The organism is Bradyrhizobium sp. USDA 4501, from assembly GCF_054062115.1.
Window position 1 is genome coordinate 519,722 of sequence record NZ_JBSSEX010000001.1, and the last position, 20,861, is coordinate 540,582.

Consider the following 20,861-nt stretch of genomic DNA (forward strand, 5'->3'; position numbering starts at 1 on the left):
CTTCCCTGGAGCCTCAGGCTACGTGGTGTGGATCGTAAGTAATCATCGTGCCGTTCGTTGCGTCGGCCTTCTCGGCAAAGCCATTCGGATCGTATTGGCCGAGCAGGACGATATTGGCCGTATGCGCGCCGTCCGACACCGTCAGAGTGCCACCAGTTCCCGCCTGGTTCTCCGTGAAGCTCAACGTGGTGCCTGCGCCGAAACTGATGCCCTTGAGGTCGATGTCGTCATTGCCATCGAGGCCGGTCACCGTACCGGAGAAGTGGAATGCATCATCCAGGATCAGGTGGCCAGCGGCGGTCGTGTCGAAGGTGACGCCCGCCGCCGAGGCTGCCCCGAACTCGATGGTGCCAGCCCCGCTGATCAAGGCGTTGCCGTTGCCGGTAACGTCGCCTTCTGCTGTGACCGTGCCGCCGTTGGCCCAGATCAGACCGCTGTTGGCCACCGCACTGGCGAGCACCAGCCCACCCGTGCCGGTTGCCTCCAGCGTGCCAGCGTTGGCGATCACGTTGGCTCCGGTGTCGATCACAAGGGCATGGGTGCCGGTGGCATCGATAGTGCCCTCGTTGCTCAGCGTCAGGCTGCCCTGCCCGATCTGGCCGGCACCCGAGATGACGTTGTCAACGTTGTCGAGTGTGACGTTCGAGGCCGTACCGGCGATGATGTTGTGATCGTCGTCGGACAGGAGCACGTGACCGCCGCCGTTGAGCGTAATGCCAGTCTGGATGATCTGGAGAAGCGTGTCGTCGCCGGAGGCCTGCAGGTCGATCTCGCCGGTGTTGTGGATGACGCCCGACAGCGGCAGCATCGCGCCGTCGCCGATTGTCATCTGGCCGGGATTTTCGACCGTCGGCGTCACGTCGAATTCGAAGTTCGCGGCGGTGAGATCCGATGCATGAACGCCATCGAGCGTGATCGTTTGGCCATCAGCCAACGTGATCACAGCATTGCCATGCGCGTCGTCCGCGGTGTGGGCTTGAACGTCCGCGAAACTTTGCCAGCCATAGCTGATCAGGTCGATGACGTCGGAGGACACCTCGAAACTGTGCACGACGTCGTTGCCAATCGGCTGCGAAAACACAAAGGTATCGTGGCCGCTTGAACCGGTCAGATGGTCATCGCCCGACCAGGCGAAAATTGGAGATCCCGGGGCGTACGCTTCGACATTGTCGCGAACCAGAATTGTGTCAAAGCTACCATCGGGATTGGCCCAGGTGGCGGAAATGGTGATAACCGCGGCTCCGACAAATTCAAGGGGCGTCGTAACGGTGAGCGCGCCTAAGTCGACGCCCGTTACGGCAAATGAACCGTCGCTAAGCTTGGTGCCGTTTGGTACGGTCCACCCCGTTGGCAGGCTTGTGATCGTCACTGAGACAGCGGCGTCGTTTGCTTCGGGTTGTTCCAGACCGAGATTAATCGGCTGCCCCGAAATACCCGCAGGAGCTTTTTTCGAGATAGTCAAAGATCCGCCACCTGTCCCGGGATTTCCCGAAAGGTCGGTCCAATACGGATCCGTGGCAGCCGTAGTGCCACTGTTGAAAACGCTGATTGTTGTACTATTGGAGCTGCCCTTGGTGAACGTCGCTGTCCAAGTGAGCCCGCCATCCGTGGACTGAAGGTTGCTCAAACTGGTGCCGTTTGAGCTATCGGCTAGCGATATATCTCCAAGCGTAAGATTAGTCACTTTTTCGCTGAATGTAAACGTGATCGTTTCGCTGTTGCCCGCAGGCAACGAGGTGCCACCCGTAATCGATATCACCGTCGGCGGAGTTGTGTCGGTCGCATTGATAGTAATGTTCGCAGTATCAATGGCTGTCGAAAATGCCGTCGTACCGCCATTGGATGACGTGTCCACCTTAACTCCGTTCGAGCCGCTGGTCTGATCCCAAGCACGGAAGGTGATGGCATTCGTATCTGTTCCGGCAAAGCCCGCGCTTGGCTGGAAGTAGAGCCGCGTGTTGGCGTCCGCCGAGAGGAGTAGGGCCGTGGTGTTCGACACTGCTCCTATAGCCGTCCATGTTGCGCCGTTATTTGTGGAAAAGAACCAGGTGCCGTGGCTCGTATCGGTACCCGTCAGTGCGATTCCGGTCACGGCCCCTGAATCGACGTCAGTAACGTTGTCCAAGCCACCACTGGGTGGATTAAGATCCACCAAGCTAGAGACCAACGTACCGACAGCTCCTGCCGGCGCACCGCTGCCTTGGTTCTCGGCCGTGAGCACTGGCGTTTTGGACGGATCGAGAACTGGGGCGTCATTGGTGCCGGTCACCGTGATCTTCAGCGTCGTGCTGTTGGACACTAGCCCGCCCGGGTCCTTGGCCGTGTAGGTGAAGGTGTCCACCGCCGTGACACCCGTGGCGAGACTGTTAGCGGTGTCGGCCACATAGCTGTACGAGCCGTTCGCATTCAGCGTCAGATGACCGTAGGTGCCCGCGATCGAGGTCGCCACCCCAACACCCTGCGTCACCGACCCCGTTCCGGCAACCACGCCTGAGACCACCAGCGTGCTGGTTGCATTGTCGACGTCGGTATCAGCCACCGATCCGCCCGTGGTGCCCTGAATCACGCCATTCGCGGCAGGCATGGTGAGGGTCGCGTCCTCATTGACTGTCCCAGTGTCGGCGTTGGCAACCGGCGCGTCGTTGGTGCCGGTAATCGTGATCGTCTCGGTCTGCGCCACCGTCGCACCCTGCGCGTCCTTCACATTGTAGGACACCACGATCGTCATGTGCTCGCCGACCGCCAGGCTGTTGAACGCCGGGTCGGTCGGATCAACCGTCAGCGTCGAGCCCGACAGGCTCACCCCGGCCGGCGCCGTCGAAGACGAGGCTCCGCCGTCGACCGCATAGCTCACATCGGCAACGCTCAGCGTCGCCGTCTCGCCGTGGTCGGGATCGCTCGCCCCGCTCAGCAGGTTCAGCGGGTACGACGCAGCACCCTCCGCCGCCGTCGAGGTCAGCGCCGCCGCAACCACCGGCGCGTCGTTGGTGCCGGTGATCGTGATCGTCTCGGTCTGCGCCACCGTCGCACCCTGCGCGTCCTTCACATTGTAGGACACCACGATCGTCATATGCTCGCCGACCGCCAGGCTGTTGAACGCCGGGTCGGTCGGATCGACCGTCAGCGTCGAGCCCGACAGGCTCACCCCGGCCGGCGCCGTCGAAGACGAGGCTCCGCCGTCGACCGCATAGCTCACATCGGCAACGCTCAGCGTCGCCGTCTCGCCGTGGTCGGGATCGCTCGCCCCGCTCAGCAGGTTCAGCGGGTACGACGCAGCACCTTCCGCCGCCGTCGAGGTCAGCGCCGCCGCAACCACCGGCGCGTCGTTGGTGCCGGTAATCGTGATCGTCTCGGTCTGCGCCACCGTCGCACCCTGCGCGTCCTTCACATTGTAGGACACCACGATCGTCATGTGCTCGCCGACCGCCAGGCTGTTGAACGCCGGGTCGGTCGGATCAACCGTCAGCGTCGAGCCCGACAGGCTCACCCCGGCCGGCGCCGTCGAAGACGAGGCTCCGCCGTCGACCGCATAGCTCACATCGGCAACGCTCAGCGTCGCCGTCTCGCCATGGTCGGGATCGCTCGCCCCGCTCAGCAGGTTCAGCGGGTACGACGCAGCACCTTCCGCCGCCGTCGAGGTCAGCGCCGCCGTAACCACCGGCGCGTCGTTGGTGCCGGTGATCGTGATCGTCTCGGTCTGCGCCACCGTCGCACCCTGCGCGTCCTTCACATTGTAGGACACCACGATCGTCATGTGCTCGCCGACCGCCAGGCTGTTGAACGCCGGGTCGGTCGGATCAACCGTCAGCGTCGAGCCCGACAGGCTCACCCCGGCCGGCGCCGTCGAAGACGAGGCTCCGCCGTCGACCGCATAGCTCACATCGGCAACGCTCAGCGTCGCCGTCTCGCCATGGTCGGGATCGCTCGCCCCGCTCAGCAGGTTCAGCGGGTACGACGCAGCACCTTCCGCCGCCGTCGAGGTCAGCGCCGCCGTAACCACCGGCGCGTCGTTGGTGCCGGTGATCGTGATCGTCTCGGTCTGCGCCACCGTCGCACCCTGCGCGTCCTTCACATTGTAGGACACCACGATCGTCATGTGCTCGCCGACCGCCAGGCTGTTGAACGCCGGGTCGGTCGGATCAACCGTCAGCGTCGAGCCCGACAGGCTCACCCCGGCCGGCGCCGTCGAAGACGAGGCTCCGCCGTCGACCGCATAGCTCACATCGGCAACGCTCAGCGTCGCCGTCTCGCCATGGTCGGGATCGCTCGCCCCGCTCAGCAGGTTCAGCGGGTACGACGCAGCACCTTCCGCCGCCGTCGAGGTCAGCGCCGCCGTAACCACCGGCGCGTCGTTGGTGCCGGTGATCGTGATCGTCTCGGTCTGCGCCACCGTCGCACCCTGCGCGTCCTTCACATTGTAGGACACCACGATCGTCATGTGCTCGCCGACCGCCAGGCTGTTGAACGCCGGGTCGGTCGGATCAACCGTCAGCGTCGAGCCCGACAGGCTCACCCCGGCCGGCGCCGTCGAAGACGAGGCTCCGCCGTCGACCGCATAGCTCACATCGGCAACGCTCAGCGTCGCCGTCTCGCCATGGTCGGGATCGCTCGCCCCGCTCAGCAGGTTCAGCGGGTACGACGCAGCACCTTCCGCCGCCGTCGAGGTCAGCGCCGCCGTAACCACCGGCGCGTCGTTGGTGCCGGTGATCGTGATCGTCTCGGTCTGCGCCACCGTCGCACCCTGCGCGTCCTTCACATTGTAGGACACCACGATCGTCATATGCTCGCCGACCGCCAGGCTGTTGAACGCCGGGTCGGTCGGATCAACCGTCAGCGTCGAGCCCGACAGGCTCACCCCGGCCGGCGCCGTCGAAGACGAGGCTCCGCCATCGACCGCATAGCTCACATCGGCAACGCTCAGCGTTGCCGTCTCGCCGTGGTCGGGATCGCTCGCCCCGCTCAGCAGGTTCAGCGGGTACGACGCAGCACCCTCCGCCGCCGTCGAGGTCAGCGCCGCCGCAACCACCGGCGCGTCGTTGGTGCCGGTGATCGTGATCGTCTCGGTCTGCGCCACCGTCGCACCCTGCGCGTCCTTCACATTGTAGGACACCACGATCGTCATGTGCTCGCCGACCGCCAGGCTGTTGAACGCCGGGTCGGTCGGATCAACCGTCAGCGTCGAGCCCGACAGGCTCACCCCGGCCGGCGCCGTCGAAGACGAGGCTCCGCCGTCGACCGCATAGCTCACATCGGCAACGCTCAGCGTCGCCGTCTCGCCGTGGTCGGGATCGCTCGCCCCGCTCAGCAGGTTCAGCGGGTACGACGCAGCACCTTCCGCCGCCGTCGAGGTCAGCGCCGCCGCAACCACCGGCGCGTCGTTGGTGCCGGTGATCGTGATCGTCTCGGTCTGCGCCACCGTCGCACCCTGCGCGTCCTTCACATTGTAGGACACCACGATCGTCATGTGCTCGCCGACCGCCAGGCTGTTGAACGCCGGGTCGGTCGGATCGACCGTCAGCGTCGAGCCCGACAGGCTCACCCCGGCCGGCGCCGTCGAAGACGAGGCTCCGCCGTCGACCGCATAGCTCACATCGGCAACGCTCAGCGTCGCCGTCTCGCCGTGGTCGGGATCGCTCGCCCCGCTCAGCAGGTTCAGCGGGTACGACGCAGCACCTTCCGCCGCCGTCGAGGTCAGCGCCGCCGCAACCACCGGCGCGTCGTTGGTGCCGGTGATCGTGATCGTCTCGGTCTGCGCCACCGTCGCACCCTGCGCGTCCTTCACATTGTAGGACACCACGATCGTCATGTGCTCGCCGACCGCCAGGCTGTTGAACGCCGGGTCGGTCGGATCGACCGTCAGCGTCGAGCCCGACAGGCTCACCCCGGCCGGCGCCGTCGAAGACGAGGCTCCGCCGTCGACCGCATAGCTCACATCGGCAACGCTCAGCGTTGCCGTCTCGCCGTGGTCGGGATCGCTCGCCCCGCTCAGCAGGTTCAGCGGGTACGACGCAGCACCTTCCGCCGCCGTCGAGGTCAGCGCCGCCGCAACCACCGGCGCGTCGTTGGTGCCGGTGATCGTGATCGTCTCGGTCTGCGCCACCGTCGCACCCTGCGCGTCCTTCACATTGTAGGACACCACGATCGTCATGTGCTCGCCGACCGCCAGGCTGTTGAACGCCGGGTCGGTCGGATCGACCGTCAGCGTCGAGCCCGACAGGCTCACCCCGGCCGGCGCCGTCGAAGACGAGGCTCCGCCGTCGACCGCATAGCTCACATCGGCAACGCTCAGCGTCGCCGTCTCGCCGTGGTCGGGATCGCTCGCCCCGCTCAGCAGGTTCAGCGGGTACGACGCAGCACCCTCCGCCGCCGTCGAGGTCAGCGCCGCCGCAACCACCGGCGCGTCGTTGGTGCCGGTGATCGTGATCGTCTCGGTCTGCGCCACCGTCGCACCCTGCGCGTCCTTCACATTGTAGGACACCACGATCGTCATGTGCTCGCCGACCGCCAGGCTGTTGAACGCCGGGTCGGTCGGATCAACCGTCAGCGTCGAGCCCGACAGGCTCACCCCGGCCGGCGCCGTCGAAGACGAGGCTCCGCCGTCGACCGCATAGCTCACATCGGCAACGCTCAGCGTCGCCGTCTCGCCGTGGTCGGGATCGCTCGCCCCGCTCAGCAGGTTCAGCGGGTACGACGCAGCACCTTCCGCCGCCGTCGAGGTCAGCGCCGCCGCAACCACCGGCGCGTCGTTGGTGCCGGTGATCGTGATCGTCTCGGTCTGCGCCACCGTCGCACCCTGCGCGTCCTTCACATTGTAGGACACCACGATCGTCATGTGCTCGCCGACCGCCAGGCTGTTGAACGCCGGGTCGGTCGGATCGACCGTCAGCGTCGAGCCCGACAGGCTCACCCCGGCCGGCGCCGTCGAAGACGAGGCTCCGCCGTCGACCGCATAGCTCACATCGGCAACGCTCAGCGTCGCCGTCTCGCCGTGGTCGGGATCGCTCGCCCCGCTCAGCAGGTTCAGCGGGTACGACGCAGCACCTTCCGCCGCCGTCGAGGTCAGCGCCGCCGCAACCACCGGCGCGTCGTTGGTGCCGGTGATCGTGATCGTCTCGGTCTGCGCCACCGTCGCACCCTGCGCGTCCTTCACATTGTAGGACACCACGATCGTCATGTGCTCGCCGACCGCCAGGCTGTTGAACGCCGGGTCGGTCGGATCGACCGTCAGCGTCGAGCCCGACAGGCTCACCCCGGCCGGCGCCGTCGAAGACGAGGCTCCGCCGTCGACCGCATAGCTCACATCGGCAACGCTCAGCGTCGCCGTCTCGCCATGGTCGGGATCGCTCGCCCCGCTCAGCAGGTTCAGCGGGTACGACGCAGCACCTTCCGCCGCCGTCGAGGTCAGCGCCGCCGCAACCACCGGCGCGTCGTTGGTGCCGGTAATCGTGATCGTCTCGGTCTGCGCCACCGTCGCACCCTGCGCGTCCTTCACATTGTAGGACACCACGATCGTCATGTGCTCGCCGACCGCCAGGCTGTTGAACGCCGGGTCGGTCGGATCAACCGTCAGCGTCGAGCCCGACAGGCTCACCCCGGCCGGCGCCGTCGAAGACGAGGCTCCGCCGTCGACCGCATAGCTCACATCGGCAACGCTCAGCGTCGCCGTCTCGCCATGGTCGGGATCGCTCGCCCCGCTCAGCAGGTTCAGCGGGTACGACGCAGCACCTTCCGCCGCCGTCGAGGTCAGCGCCGCCGTAACCACCGGCGCGTCGTTGGTGCCGGTGATCGTGATCGTCTCGGTCTGCGCCACCGTCGCACCCTGCGCGTCCTTCACATTGTAGGACACCACGATCGTCATGTGCTCGCCGACCGCCAGGCTGTTGAACGCCGGGTCGGTCGGATCAACCGTCAGCGTCGAGCCCGACAGGCTCACCCCGGCCGGCGCCGTCGAAGACGAGGCTCCGCCGTCGACCGCATAGCTCACATCGGCAACGCTCAGCGTCGCCGTCTCGCCATGGTCGGGATCGCTCGCCCCGCTCAGCAGGTTCAGCGGGTACGACGCAGCACCTTCCGCCGCCGTCGAGGTCAGCGCCGCCGTAACCACCGGCGCGTCGTTGGTGCCGGTGATCGTGATCGTCTCGGTCTGCGCCACCGTCGCACCCTGCGCGTCCTTCACATTGTAGGACACCACGATCGTCATATGCTCGCCGACCGCCAGGCTGTTGAACGCCGGGTCGGTCGGATCAACCGTCAGCGTCGAGCCCGACAGGCTCACCCCGGCCGGCGCCGTCGAAGACGAGGCTCCGCCGTCGACCGCATAGCTCACATCGGCAACGCTCAGCGTTGCCGTCTCGCCGTGGTCGGGATCGCTCGCCCCGCTCAGCAGGTTCAGCGGGTACGACGCAGCACCCTCCGCCGCCGTCGAGGTCAGCGCCGCCGCAACCACCGGCGCGTCGTTGGTGCCGGTGATCGTGATCGTCTCGGTCTGCGCCACCGTCGCACCCTGCGCGTCCTTCACATTGTAGGACACCACGATCGTCATGTGCTCGCCGACCGCCAGGCTGTTGAACGCCGGGTCGGTCGGATCAACCGTCAGCGTCGAGCCCGACAGGCTCACCCCGGCCGGCGCCGTCGAAGACGAGGCTCCGCCGTCGACCGCATAGCTCACATCGGCAACGCTCAGCGTCGCCGTCTCGCCGTGGTCGGGATCGCTCGCCCCGCTCAGCAGGTTCAGCGGGTACGACGCAGCACCTTCCGCCGCCGTCGAGGTCAGCGCCGCCGCAACCACCGGCGCGTCGTTGGTGCCGGTGATCGTGATCGTCTCGGTCTGCGCCACCGTCGCACCCTGCGCGTCCTTCACATTGTAGGACACCACGATCGTCATGTGCTCGCCGACCGCCAGGCTGTTGAACGCCGGGTCGGTCGGATCGACCGTCAGCGTCGAGCCCGACAGGCTCACCCCGGCCGGCGCCGTCGAAGACGAGGCTCCGCCGTCGACCGCATAGCTCACATCGGCAACGCTCAGCGTCGCCGTCTCGCCGTGGTCGGGATCGCTCGCCCCGCTCAGCAGGTTCAGCGGGTACGACGCAGCACCTTCCGCCGCCGTCGAGGTCAGCGCCGCCGCAACCACCGGCGCGTCGTTGGTGCCGGTGATCGTGATCGTCTCGGTCTGCGCCACCGTCGCACCCTGCGCGTCCTTCACATTGTAGGACACCACGATCGTCATGTGCTCGCCGACCGCCAGGCTGTTGAACGCCGGGTCGGTCGGATCGACCGTCAGCGTCGAGCCCGACAGGCTCACCCCGGCCGGCGCCGTCGAAGACGAGGCTCCGCCGTCGACCGCATAGCTCACATCGGCAACGCTCAGCGTCGCCGTCTCGCCATGGTCGGGATCGCTCGCCCCGCTCAGCAGGTTCAGCGGGTACGACGCAGCACCCTCCGCCGCCGTCGAGGTCAGCGCCGCCGCAACCACCGGCGCGTCGTTGGTGCCGGTAATCGTGATCGTGATAGGTTTGGTCGAGCTTGCGCCGTGGTTGTCCGTGACCGTCAGATTGTAGGTGACCGTCAGGGTCTCGCCCTGAGCCAGGAAATCGAAGGTCTGGTCGATTGCGCTGTAGCTGAAGCTGACCGAACCCGAGCCCGATCCCGTGCTGTCGGTCTCAGTCACTGTCAGCGAACTTGCCGTGGTTAACGCCGATACCTGAGCCGCGGTGAGCGGGCCGCCTGACCACGCAAAGTTGGGATCACTTTTGCTCACCACGTGCGTGTCGCTAAGATCAGCGTCGGTGAACGCTAGCGTCCCTGTCGTCGTGTCGTGATCGATCGTATCGCCGGTGTGGCCGGCGAGCTCGGTGATATTGTGCGGCCCGGAGGCGTCGGCGGAGAGCACCGGACCGTCGTTCACCCCCGTAAATGTCAACGTAGTCGTCGCCCAGCTCAGCGTTCCATTGCCCAGCCGAATGGCGTAGGTGAACTTGTCAACAAGAGTCTCGCCTGCCGCTTTCGCCTGAAGTTGCGCTGAGATGCTCGATGCGTCGTATCCAATTGTCCCGTCCGAATTGATCCAGATTTTAGCACCGAGCAGGCTCGTATCGGAGGTCCCTGCGTCGCCCGCAAGAGTGGTTGAATAGACTGTGTCTTTCGTCAGGAGATCGGCTGGAGCGTATTTACCGTTCGACGATGTAACGCTGACGCTAAGATCGTTGTCGACGGACCACAGCGACTTGGCGGCGCCACCAAGATCGTTGGCCATCACATTCAAGATGAGTATTCCCGACACGCTCGCTGAATAATTGTAACTATCGTCAACCGCCTGGGGCGTATTGCTGAACGACGTTGTCGTACCGCCTGAGGTGTTCTGAGTGGTGGCCATAGCTGCAATGCCTTTATGCGTTCAATATTCTGTTCGTACAATTCGCGTGTAAGTAATGGTTCAGCGATTCAATGAGAGCGATGAACGGCCTCGAATTTAGTGATGGGATTGATAGGTGACAGCGAAATAGCGCCTCGGCGACAAGGAGCGCATGTCGGACGGATCGTGTTCGGCTTCCATCGGCGCATCAGTTGCTACCGACGGGCTCGAAGCCAGCGGATCATTGGCCGGGGTGAGCGAGGTCTCGATCGAAAAATCGGCTAACCATGAAGGAGATGTAGACGCAGAATTTAAAGTTCCTTGGGAACGCGATTCGACTTCGCACCAGTTGATCATTGGTCGGACCTTCGGGATGAAACAATGCGACTCAATACACACTCCTTGAACTCTGCCGACGCAGAGCAGGCGTGATCGCACCCGAAAATCAATTCACAACAACACGTACACGATGCCCATCAGCAATATTCGTGGGGCGCGCGGCCAAAAGGCCGCCCATGTGCCATTAGACGCCTACCGTGAAAAGACTCCGACCGCCATTACCCTGCCCGTTTCGCGTGCGGCCCTGCACTCCGCATGCTCGCAATTTTTCTTGTCTTTCAATATTCAGCTTCGAGAGGCTTCGGCGCCTGGTCCGCAAGACTGCGGGCGGCCAAACCTCTAAACCTAATTGAATGCAATTTGCCGCAAATTTGCGCAGCCGTCTAGAGCCGTGCGATTTGCTCTACTTTAACGATTAACGCCGTGCCGCCATGTGGTTCCCTCCTGTCGTCAACAATGCCCCGTTGATTTACGGGGTCGCCTCAAACGTAAGCGGCAAGCTGAGGCCGTCAGGCTGCGTGGTTCCATGGCATAAGCGCGTCGATTTGGCTGCTCGGCCAGCCGTTGGCGATACGCTGAAGTGTTAAGGCGAGCCAGGCGAACGGATCGACGTTGTTCATTTTCGCCGTCTGCAGCAGCGTTGCGATGGTCGCCCAGGTTCGTCCGCCGCCGTCGCTGCCAGCGAAGAGGCTATTCTTTCTCGTGATTGTTAGTGGCCTGATGGCGCGTTCGACGACGTTGGAGTCGAGCTCGATGCGACCATCGGTCAGGAAGCGTTCGAAGATGGCACGGCGCGAGACGGCATAGCGGATCGCCTCAGCCAGTTTTGATTTGCCGGAGATCCGCCGCAAGGTCTGCTGCCAGAGATCGAAGAGATCTGCGACGATCGCCGCGGAGGTTTGCTGGCGCGCGGCAACGCGAGCGTCGGGGCTTTGACCGCGCACGGTCTTCTCGACCTGCCAGAGCCTTGCCATCCGCTCGACCGTCGCCGTTGCCACTTCCGAGCTCCCTGCAACATGCAGCTCGTAGAACTTGCGTCTGCAGTGTGACCAGCAGCCAGCCAATGTGATGCCATCATTGCCGCGATCGGATCGCGCGAGCTTGTTATAGGCGGCATAGCCATCCACTTGCAGGATGCCGCGATAACCATTGAGATGGCGGACCGCGCATTCGCCGGAGCGGCTGTCTTCGAAGCGATAAGCCACCATCGGGGGACCGCTGCGGCCAAAGGTTCGGTCATCCCGGGCATAGGCCCATAAGTAGGCCGTCTTTGTCGATCCGGAGCCCGGAGCGAGCGTCGGCAAGGTGGTTTCGTCGGCAAAGACCCGTTCGGCCTTCTTGACCTCGCTGAAGATGTTGTCGGCCACGATCTCGAGCTCGAAGCCGAGCTTGCCCATCCATTGCGCCATCAGCTGGCGGTCGAGCTCGACATGATCGCGGGCGTAGATAGCCTCCTGCCGGTAGAGCGGCAGGCCGTCGGCATATTTGGCGACGGCGATCTGGGCCAGAAGCGCTTCCGTCGGAATGCCTCCTTCAATGATATGGGCCGGGGCCGGCGCCTGGATGACGCCGTCCGCGTTCTTGAAGGCATACCTGGGACGGCGCGTGACGATCACCCGGAACTTCGCCGGCACCACATCCAGGCGCTCCGACACGTCCTCGCCGATCAGCACCTTCTGCTTGCCGGCATGCTCAGCCAGCTCTTCCGGCTCAATGACGGTTTCGATCCGTTCCAGATGGGGCGCAAAGCCCTTGCGCCGACGCGGTGCACGCTTGCCATCCGCCTGCGCACGGCCCTTGCTGACCTGGGCCTTGATCGCGGCGATGCCGGTCTCGATCTCCTCGAAGACGAGGGCCTGCTGTTCATCGTCGCCGTTCGCCGAGCCGAGCTTCTCCGATCGTCGGCCGAACCGGGCGCGGTCGAAGGCCTTCAGGATTTGCGTCAGCCGCTCGATGCGCGCATCGGCATCGGCGTTGCGGGCCTTGAGATCGGCGACTTCGCTCTCCAGAGCATCGGCGCGGGCCGCTTTCTCGGCCATGGCAAGCACCATGGCTTTCAGCGTCTCTACGTCATTCGGGAGGCTGAGATCGGGCGGCGTCATTGACCCGACCAGAGCACATTTTGCCCCGGTTCTCTTGCCCTTTCAGGCCGCTGATTCACTTCGCCGCAGTGCTTTTACCCAACAATCTCCGGCGGCTTGACCGCCGCGGTCCGGACCCGCTTCCAGTCCATCCCATCCACCAGTGCCATCAACTGCGCAGCATTCAGCTGCACCCGATGATGCCCGATCCGCGGCCAGCAGAACCTCGCCTTCTCAAGCCGTTTTAAATAGAGGCACACGCCGGAGCCATCCCACCATACGATCTTTATTCGGTCGGCTCTTTTGGCGCGGAACACATAAAGCGCACCGTCGAACGGTTATGTTGCGTGCAACATAACCGTTTTTATGTGTCGGACGAGATTATGTGGCGGAGGCGCTCTAACGCCAGCCCGGGCCGGCCACTCAGGGTTTCTCCGCCACATAATAATCAGATGTTGGCCAGCAGCTGCAGGATGGTGTCGTTCGGCCGGAAGCGCGCGCTGCGGTCGCCTGAGACGCCCGCCTTCTCAAGTCCCCGGCGCATCATCTCGACATCCGCAGCGGCGTATCGGTGGGTTGTGGCGACCTGAGCATGGCCAAGCCAAGCCTGGATCGTCAGGAGGTCCACACCTGACCGGAGAAGCTTCATGGCGAGGGAATGCCGGAAGATGTGCGGCGATATCGGCTTGCCCTCCAAGCTTGGCCTCGTGGACCCGGCCTGGGAGGCGGCACGCCGCACGATGTGTGTCGCGCCGAAACGCGTCAGGCGCTCGTTGTGAACCCCGACGAAGATCGGCCGCGGTTCATGATTGGCGAGACCGCGTTCGCTCAATAGGTCCGTCAGCGATCGCACCAGATCCTTAGGAATGGGAACGACGCGATCTCGGCGTCCTTTGCCATGAAGCAGCACCTGCGGGCGTCCTCGCTCCAACTGAAGGTCGTTCGCGTTGACGCCAGTCGCTTCGGACACGCGAGCGCCGGTTCTCGCCAAGAAGAGCAGAAAGGCCCGGTCGCGCCGGCCGCGGGGCGTCGTCTGATCAGGGGCTGCGATGATGGCCTCCACCTCGGCGTTGGTGAGATGATGCGTCACCTCGATGTGGGCCCGTTTGGTGGGGATCGTCAGAACCCGTTGGGCGACGCCGAACGAGGCGGGATCGGCGGCAGCGACGTGATGGAAGAAGGATCGGATCGCGGCTAATCGGGCGTTGCGCGTTGCGACGGAGTTGTTCCGCTTCTCCTCAAGCTCGTCAAGAAAGGCGAGAACAAGGTCCCGATCGAGATCCTCAAGGGCCAGCGCCGCCGGCTTCTTCCCCAAATGGGCGGCGGCAAAGAGGATCAGCATGCGCAAGGCATCGCGATAGCTGGCTAAGGTCGCGGAGGTCGCGTTGCGCTGCTTGGTCAACCGGCGACGAAAGTACGACTCCAGGAGCGGCGCCAGCAGGAGGTGTTCGTTCATGCCGCGCCTCCGTCGAGGAAGGCGCGCTCAGCCGCGATGGCGAGGAGATCCGACGAGCCGGTGAGGTAGTAGGCTGTGTCGCTATAGTTGGCGTGGCCGAGGTAGGTGGCGAGTAAGGGCAGCAGCGCTTGGACGTCTGCGCGCTGTTGGTGCCACAGCCTGAGCCTGGTCACCGCGAACCGGTGCCGGAGATCGTGCGGTCGCAGAGGCTTGCCATTGTCAAGACCCGCGAGCTTGCGGACCTTAGCGAAGTTGCTTTGCAGGCCGGTCGCTGACAGACGGCAGCCTCGCGAGCTGAGGAAGAAGGCCTCGCCTTTGGGCCTGGGAAACACGGTGTCGCGCTCACGGGCGTATCGACGAAGGGCTGCCTGGGTCGTTGGGTGAACAGGAATCAGGCGGTCTTTACGGAACTTGGTTTTACGGACGAGGACGATCCCGTTGGTCAGATCGACGTCGCCGCGATCAAGGCTGACCGCTTCGCCCGATCGTAATCCCGTGCTGGCCAACAATCCGATTAGCGTCGCCATCGTACGGCCCCTGAGAGGGTTCCCTGGCGAAATGAAGCTGCATGCGTCGATAAGCGACGTCAGCTCAGCCTCACTTAGGATGCGCGGCGGCGGAATCGCCCTGGACCGCGGGAAAGCTTTGCGCTCCAAGACCTCGGTCTGGGGGGCGTAGAGGACCAGGTACTCGTAGAATCGGCGGAGCACGCCGTGACGGACCGCGCGGCTGTCGGCGGCGCCACCGAACGATAGGACGAAGTCCAGCGCCATCGTCCGGGTGGCGGGCGCACCCAGCTGAGATTGCTCGACGTAGCGAACGAAAGCCCGCAGCGTGCCGGCTTGCTTGTTGAAGGCGTAGCCGAGGGAGCGGCGCAGCTCGATGTAGCGCTCGACCTTGTCGCCGAGGAATGCGGCGAAGGCAGTCATGCGGCGCCTCCCGGAAAGGGGAGCGCGACCTCAGCGAGCTGCGAGGCCGCGACCTTCACGTACAGCGCCGTTGTGTTGATGCTTCGGTGCCCTAGAAGATCGGCGACCTCGTTGATCGGCCTTCGTCGCCCGACGAGCTGGGTGGCTAGACTGTGGCGCAGGAGATGTGCGCCTCCGACGCGACCGAGCTCGATCCCACCATGCTGCAACCGCCTCCGCACGATCCTTGAAACAGACGACGCGTACTTGAATGGTCCCACGGGCGGCGTGAAGGACAGGAACAGATGCTTACTATCGACCTTCGGTCTAGCCCGCAGGATATAGTCGGCGAGCGCGGCGCCGGTCTCCTCGATGAGCGGGGCCACTCGGTCACGCTTGCCCTTGGTGCGCCGGACAAAAAACTCACCAGCTCGCCAGTCGATATCCCGGAGCTGAAGAGCGCGTAGCTCGCCGTTGCGAATGCCTGTGGTGGCGAGCAACAACAGAACAGCTCGATCGCGAAGGTCGATCGGCGTCACCTTGCCGATCGCATCGATGGCGCGGCGAACATCATCCCACGAAAGCCGGGGCGGTAAATGGGCCAGTCGCCAATATGGCGTTCTTGGAACGATGGGAGCCAGATCCTGCTCGTGGTGACCACCCCAATGCAGAAAGCGGAGAAACGTTCGGATGTGAGAGATCGCCGCCGTGCGAGTGCCGGAGGTCGCCGAGAGCGACAGCCGATACTCGACAGCGGCAAGGACATGCTCTGCCGTCAACGCCTCGAGGTCTTGGCCAGGATGGCGATGGTGGAGCCAATCCAGAAAGCGCCGTGCGCCCAAGAGAACGCCATCGCGGGACCTTGGCTCAAGGCCTCGTACCCTGCTCAGATAGTGAGAAAAGGAGCGCAAAAGCGGAGCGTCCGGATCATCGACTACAATGGGCGTCGAAGCAATGAATCGTTCGGGCGCCACCCGTCGCGCGTGTTGGATCGCAGACACTGCCGCAATCCGTGGTGAGTCCGTGGTGAATGTGCATAGATAGCTATCGACGATAGCTTCGCCGATCGGCCGTGAACCGCAATGTGCTGCAGCAAAACGGCCGAACCGCGCGATCCGGCTCAGATAAAGCTTAGCGGATGCTTGCTTGTAACCGAGCGAGAAAAAGTGCCCCGCGATGCGATCCATCTCGGCGCCGAGCGCCCCGTCACGAAGGCGTTTAAGCACCCCGCGGTACGAAAAATAGAACTCGAGCATTGTGCCCCTCCGGCGTTACGGCGCAGGGGGATCCCGCGTCGCCACGAGGGGCACGAAATATTATGTGGCGGAGGAATCCAGCCGTGGCCGGCCCGGGCTGGCGTTAGAGCGCCTCCGCCACATAATCTCGTCCGACACATAAGAACGGATCTGAGCCGGCATCGCGCACCAGCGCAACAAGGCCATCGATACCCTTGCGGAAGTCGACTGGATGGCTCGCCAGGAACACCTTCACGCCGGAGGGGATCATGCCGAACGGACCGCCCGGATCACCCGCTGCAACTGCGCCTCGTCGACGTCCACGCCGGCGCGCACGATCACCTCGCCAATGGCAATCTCGATCACCGCGCCTGCCACAGGCGCCACCACACCCTCGCAACTCGAGTGCCGTGAGCGATAACGCCGCCGCTCGGCCCGAGCGTCACGGCGCCAGGCGAACAGCTGCGACGGGTGAATGCCGATCCGGCGGGCGATCGCCGAGACGCTCGCGCCAGGCTCCAGCGCCTCCATCACGACTTGGGCCTTAAACTCGTCCGACCAGCGTCGGCGAAGCTGCCGCGGCGCTCCCTCAAGACGGTCGGCGACCGCTTCGATCATATGGAAGGTTCTAGTTCCAGAACTAGGCGCAGACATAGAAGCTCACATCGGCTCACAAACTTAGCAGCCGATAGCCGATCGTTCACCCCCTCCGCCAGACGGGGTCTCCTTGCCGCTTACCCTCAAACGTCGTATCCACGCGTAGCGCCGGTTTGGGCGCCGCGGGCTCCGACGCCATCCCGACCATGCCTTGTTTCGTCACTGAACAGTCCGCGCGCCGGCGCGGCCGATAGCCTGCTGCGCTCCTCTTCGAGCAGCTGCGAATGAAGCTTCTGGATCTGGATGTTGCGCTCGAGCAGGGAAATGGCCCGTGCTTGCACCTGCTCTGCCAACGCTTTGCGCGTTGTACTCTCGGAAACGCCAGCGACCGAACGGGTTCGGCCGCCTTGATTACGCAGGACGCGCGCTGCACCGCCTGTGCGATCTGGTCGGGGAAGGCGCTGCGGCATTCCGTGAGCGCGCCTTCAGGTTGACCGCTGGCGGCTCAGGCTCGGCCGCCTGCTCGATGGCATGGCGAGCGCCCCCGCAACAGGCCAGCACGATACAGCGCGAAACGACGCGCGCGCCGGACATTGTCCCTCAGATCCTGCTGCGCGATTGACCGGGTCACCGGGCGTCTCATGAGTACGGCTGACGGCAATGCCGGTATCCCGTGGGCAAGCAGAGGATCCCGAACGAGAATACTCTCGTCCGAGCCCCTCCTCTGTCGTGCGGTCAGACGAAGCCTAAGTTGTTGTAGTGATCTAGATCGGTGTGGAGATGGCTTGCCGAGAGATCGATGGCTTGACCGAGCAGCGGCACATTTACCACCGGGCCGCTCCATATCGCAGATGACGTCTTGACGGCCGAGCTCGACGTAAGGTCGTCCGCCACCGACAAGGTATGGAAATCCGCACTGTTTTCGATGGCACCCGGTTTGGCTTGCGTGTATTCGAGCCACTTGATTGCATCATCAATGTCGTGCCTTGCAGTGCCGGCCGAACCATTTCCGATTGCATTACCTTCAAGATAATTGAGCCAAGTGGCTACGACGTCCCTGCCCAACATATAGCGGCCATCCTGGACCTGCTTGTCGGACGCATTCAGCAGCGTAAGTGCATCGGCCGTCGAGATGAACAGCACGTTTTCGCCGATGTCCTGGACTCCGTTGAGATTGTAATCACCGATCAAGAGACCCGCTTTGTCAGCAGAGGTAACATGTGTGTCGTGATTTGAATCTACGGCATAGGTGATTTCGCCGCTCGCAAAGCCATCTGTTCCGGCCTGCTTAGGTTGATTATTTGCGTTACCGTCCCAGAATGTTTGCCAGGTCTTTTGTGCCCAGAAGCCGGGCGTCCGCACGCCCGGTCCCAGTAGGACGTGAGCCGTGTCGTAGTCCGTTACGTTTTGATTGTCAGTGACCGTGGCGGTATTATCGAATACGCCATCGCCACCATTGAGCCAGTTGTTGTCCAAGTCCGCTTGGGTCAATGTGTGGGTCGTTGTGTAGGTCCAGGTTTCACCCACATCGAGGACGTGGTTTCCGTTGTCTCCGGTCACGGTCGAATTGTCCAACGTGGCAAGGGAATAGCCTTCTAGCGCATCCGTTACTTTGACCCCGGTTAGCGTCACGTCGCCGGTGTTCTCCACGGTGATCTGATAGGTGATGACATCGCCAACATGATCAGCATGCCCTCCCGTGACGGAAAGGACCGACTTGGTCAGATCGACCGACGGCTTGTAGTCGATCGGTTGATCCACCGAGTCGCTGACCGGGGTGGTCTGGTCGCTATCCGCGGTCGCCGTATTGGTGATCTTGTCGTCCTGGGTAAGATCAACCAGGTTCGAGCCGTGATTGTCGATGTCAGACTGCGTCAGCGTGTAGGTCGCCGCCAGATCCTCGCTGCTCCCAACCGCCAGGGTCGATAGGCCACCCGTCGGATCGCCCGTCAGCGGGTCGGTCACCGTCACGCCGGTCAACGTCACGTCACCCGTGTTCGCGACATGGATATTGTAGTGAATGATGTCGCCCGCGTCGGTCAGCCCGTCACCATTGACGTCATCTACCGACACCACTGTCTTCACGATCGACATCGACGGCTTGTAGTCGATCGGCTGATCAACCGAGTCGCTGACCGGGGAGGTCTGGTCGCTGTCCGCGGTCGCCGTATTGGTGATCTTGTCGTCCTGGATGAGATCAACCAGGTTGGAGCCGTGGTTGTCGATGTCGGCCTGCGTCAGCGTGTAGGTCGCCACCAGATCCTCGCTGCTACCGACGTTAAGCGTCGACAAACCGCCCGCCGGATCGCCCGTCAGCGGGTCAGTCACCGTCACGCCCGTCAGCGTCACATTACCCGTGTTCGCGACATGGATGTTGTAGTGAATGACGTCGCCCGCGTCGGTCAGCCCGTCACCATTGACGTCGTCGACCGATACCACCGTCTTATCGATCGACATCGACGGCTTGTAGTCGATTGCGACAGACGCTGTATCCATAGCATCGGGAACACCCGGTGCTGATGCTGTAGCCAGGTTGTCGATGAAGCCATCACCTGGCGCGCCACCTGCGCCGGTGCCGTAGCCATCATGGTCGATATCAGCCTGCTGAACGGTGTACGAGGCTGTGTACTGCCAGTGTTCGCCGGGATCGAGCAGGTTATTATGGTTCGTATCACCCAGATTGTACGTCGCATTATTGAAAGTCGTTGTCACGGCAACAGCAGCCGTGGCGCCTAAGCTTTCGATTTGGTCGGTAACTGACGTCAGGGTAAGCACGCCCGTTCCGGTATTCCCAACCTCAATGCTGTAATCAATCTGCTGGCCGGCATGGTCGACCACCAAATTTTGAGTATTGCCATCGATATCGTGAACCTGTTTGACGACGCTCAGCGCGCCGAGCCCGCTCCCTCCACTTCCGATGACACCCCATTCTTCAAAACCGCTATTTGCAGCATAGTCACCGCCAACAGCGCCAAACTGCGAATAGAGATAAACGTAAGGGTCGGCTCCGGACGTATCGAAATTGGAAAGTGGGACAAGGATCACATAATCACCCTTGCCGCTGCCCGCATCCCACTGCGCGTTAAGCAAAACCGTATTGTCGCCAAGGTCGAATTTCGGCGTTTCGCCGGCGAAGTCGGTCAGGAGATTACCGCTGCTTTCCTGATAGATCTTCAATTGATCCAACGAGATCAATTGGGGTTGGTTGGCCGACCCGTTTTGATTGATGTCGAGTCTGAACTCGAGGTACTGAGTTCCTGCAACGGTGCCGTTCTGACCATCTCCGGTGACCACCGGAATCGACGAAAGCAGGATTGCGTTGGTATGCGATGCTTGTTTGTCGTCAAGCGGCAGAGGCGAGCCATCCGTATTGTAGCCCTGCTCGGTGCCGTTGTTCTGGATAACCAGAAAGCTGTCGAATACGCCTGTGCCGGTCGAAGCAACCGACGCTACGTTCGTGAAAACTGCTCCGGTATCGGTGGTGGCTGTTGAGCTCTGAGCTGTAACGTCGATGGTAGCCATGAAGCATAAACCCCCTAAAATATGAGCATTCGCGGCAATGATCCGGCGCTGTATCCGGATCACCTGACCGCGCATTGCACGCGGTCGCTAAGCGCACGCAGCAAAAAAACCGCACCGCTAACGCGCTGCGGGGACACACAAATTCAAACCGGCATGTAATCCGCTTTTTCAAATTAACGCAATATCAACCTATCCGGGAAGAGATCGATCTCCCCCGCGCATCCGATCTCCGCTTTTCCGAGCTTTCGCCAGCGCGCCGACCTCAAAAATGCAAATGATTCCTGCTGGATGACCATTGAAATTTCAAATCCGGTCGAACCGTTGCTCGGCGCTCGCTTCGGACGCAAGCCCTCCGGCCAACGATGCAGGTAA

The 20,861-nt window shown here is 63.1% G+C and carries 8 protein-coding genes and 1 pseudogene; all 9 read right to left on the reverse strand.

All coding sequences use genetic code 11. From position 1 onward, the window contains the following. Positions 1-13: 13 nt before the first annotated feature. The gene (locus tag ACVWZM_RS02585) at positions 14-10,372 is read right to left on the reverse strand and encodes a beta strand repeat-containing protein (protein ID WP_456851744.1); all 10,359 of its coding nucleotides are present in this window, start codon (positions 10,370-10,372) and stop codon (positions 14-16) included. 827 nt (positions 10,373-11,199) lie between these two features. Next, a complete protein-coding gene (gene tnpC, locus ACVWZM_RS02590; protein ID WP_456851746.1) occupies positions 11,200-12,792 on the reverse strand; it encodes an IS66 family transposase in 1,593 nt (530 codons plus the stop codon). Between the two features lie 74 nt (positions 12,793-12,866). Next, positions 12,867-13,097, reverse strand: a pseudogene (gene tnpB, locus ACVWZM_RS02595) (IS66 family insertion sequence element accessory protein TnpB); the annotation flags it as partial. A gap of 122 nt (positions 13,098-13,219) precedes the next feature. After that, positions 13,220-14,227: a tyrosine-type recombinase/integrase gene (locus ACVWZM_RS02600; RefSeq protein ID WP_456813938.1), complete on the reverse strand. Its 1,008-nt coding sequence runs from the start codon at positions 14,225-14,227 to the stop codon at positions 13,220-13,222. Next, positions 14,224-15,156: a tyrosine-type recombinase/integrase gene (locus ACVWZM_RS02605; RefSeq protein WP_253610414.1), complete on the reverse strand. Its 933-nt coding sequence runs from the start codon at positions 15,154-15,156 to the stop codon at positions 14,224-14,226. The genes ACVWZM_RS02600 and ACVWZM_RS02605 overlap by 4 nt, the downstream gene beginning before the upstream one ends. Continuing rightward, positions 15,153-16,391 (reverse strand): tyrosine-type recombinase/integrase, encoded by a 1,239-nt coding sequence (locus ACVWZM_RS02610; RefSeq protein ID WP_456851741.1) that lies wholly within the window; start codon positions 16,389-16,391, stop codon positions 15,153-15,155. Before ACVWZM_RS02610 ends, ACVWZM_RS02605 begins: the two co-directional genes overlap by 4 nt. A gap of 103 nt (positions 16,392-16,494) precedes the next feature. Further along, a complete protein-coding gene (gene tnpB / locus ACVWZM_RS02615) occupies positions 16,495-16,641 on the reverse strand; it encodes an IS66 family insertion sequence element accessory protein TnpB (RefSeq protein WP_076824769.1) in 147 nt (48 codons plus the stop codon). Next, entirely contained in the window at positions 16,638-16,988 is a 351-nt protein-coding gene (locus ACVWZM_RS02620) for a transposase (protein WP_253606702.1), read from the reverse strand. The genes tnpB (ACVWZM_RS02615) and ACVWZM_RS02620 overlap by 4 nt, the downstream gene beginning before the upstream one ends. 714 nt (positions 16,989-17,702) lie before the next feature. Next, positions 17,703-20,489 carry a DUF7507 domain-containing protein gene (locus ACVWZM_RS02625; RefSeq protein ID WP_253587258.1) on the reverse strand — a complete coding sequence of 929 codons (2,787 nt, stop codon included), beginning with the start codon at positions 20,487-20,489 and terminating at the stop codon, positions 17,703-17,705. Between the last annotated feature and the right edge of the window lie 372 nt (positions 20,490-20,861).

Bases quoted from the DNA above. Each gene is read 5' to 3' on its own strand.
- ACVWZM_RS02605 (WP_253610414.1), bottom strand. From the start codon at position 15,156: ATGACTGCCTTCGCCGCATTCCTCGGCGACAAGGTCGAGCGCTACATC.
- ACVWZM_RS02610 (WP_456851741.1), bottom strand. From the start codon at position 16,391: ATGCTCGAGTTCTATTTTTCGTACCGCGGGGTGCTTAAACGCCTTCGT.
- ACVWZM_RS02600 (WP_456813938.1), bottom strand. From the start codon at position 14,227: ATGAACGAACACCTCCTGCTGGCGCCGCTCCTGGAGTCGTACTTTCGT.
- ACVWZM_RS02620 (WP_253606702.1), bottom strand. From the start codon at position 16,988: ATGATCGAAGCGGTCGCCGACCGTCTTGAGGGAGCGCCGCGGCAGCTT.
- ACVWZM_RS02625 (WP_253587258.1), bottom strand. From the start codon at position 20,489: ATGGCTACCATCGACGTTACAGCTCAGAGCTCAACAGCCACCACCGAT.
- tnpB (WP_076824769.1), bottom strand. From the start codon at position 16,641: ATGATCCCCTCCGGCGTGAAGGTGTTCCTGGCGAGCCATCCAGTCGAC.
- ACVWZM_RS02585 (WP_456851744.1), bottom strand. From the start codon at position 10,372: ATGGCCACCACTCAGAACACCTCAGGCGGTACGACAACGTCGTTCAGC.
- tnpC (WP_456851746.1), bottom strand. From the start codon at position 12,792: ATGACGCCGCCCGATCTCAGCCTCCCGAATGACGTAGAGACGCTGAAA.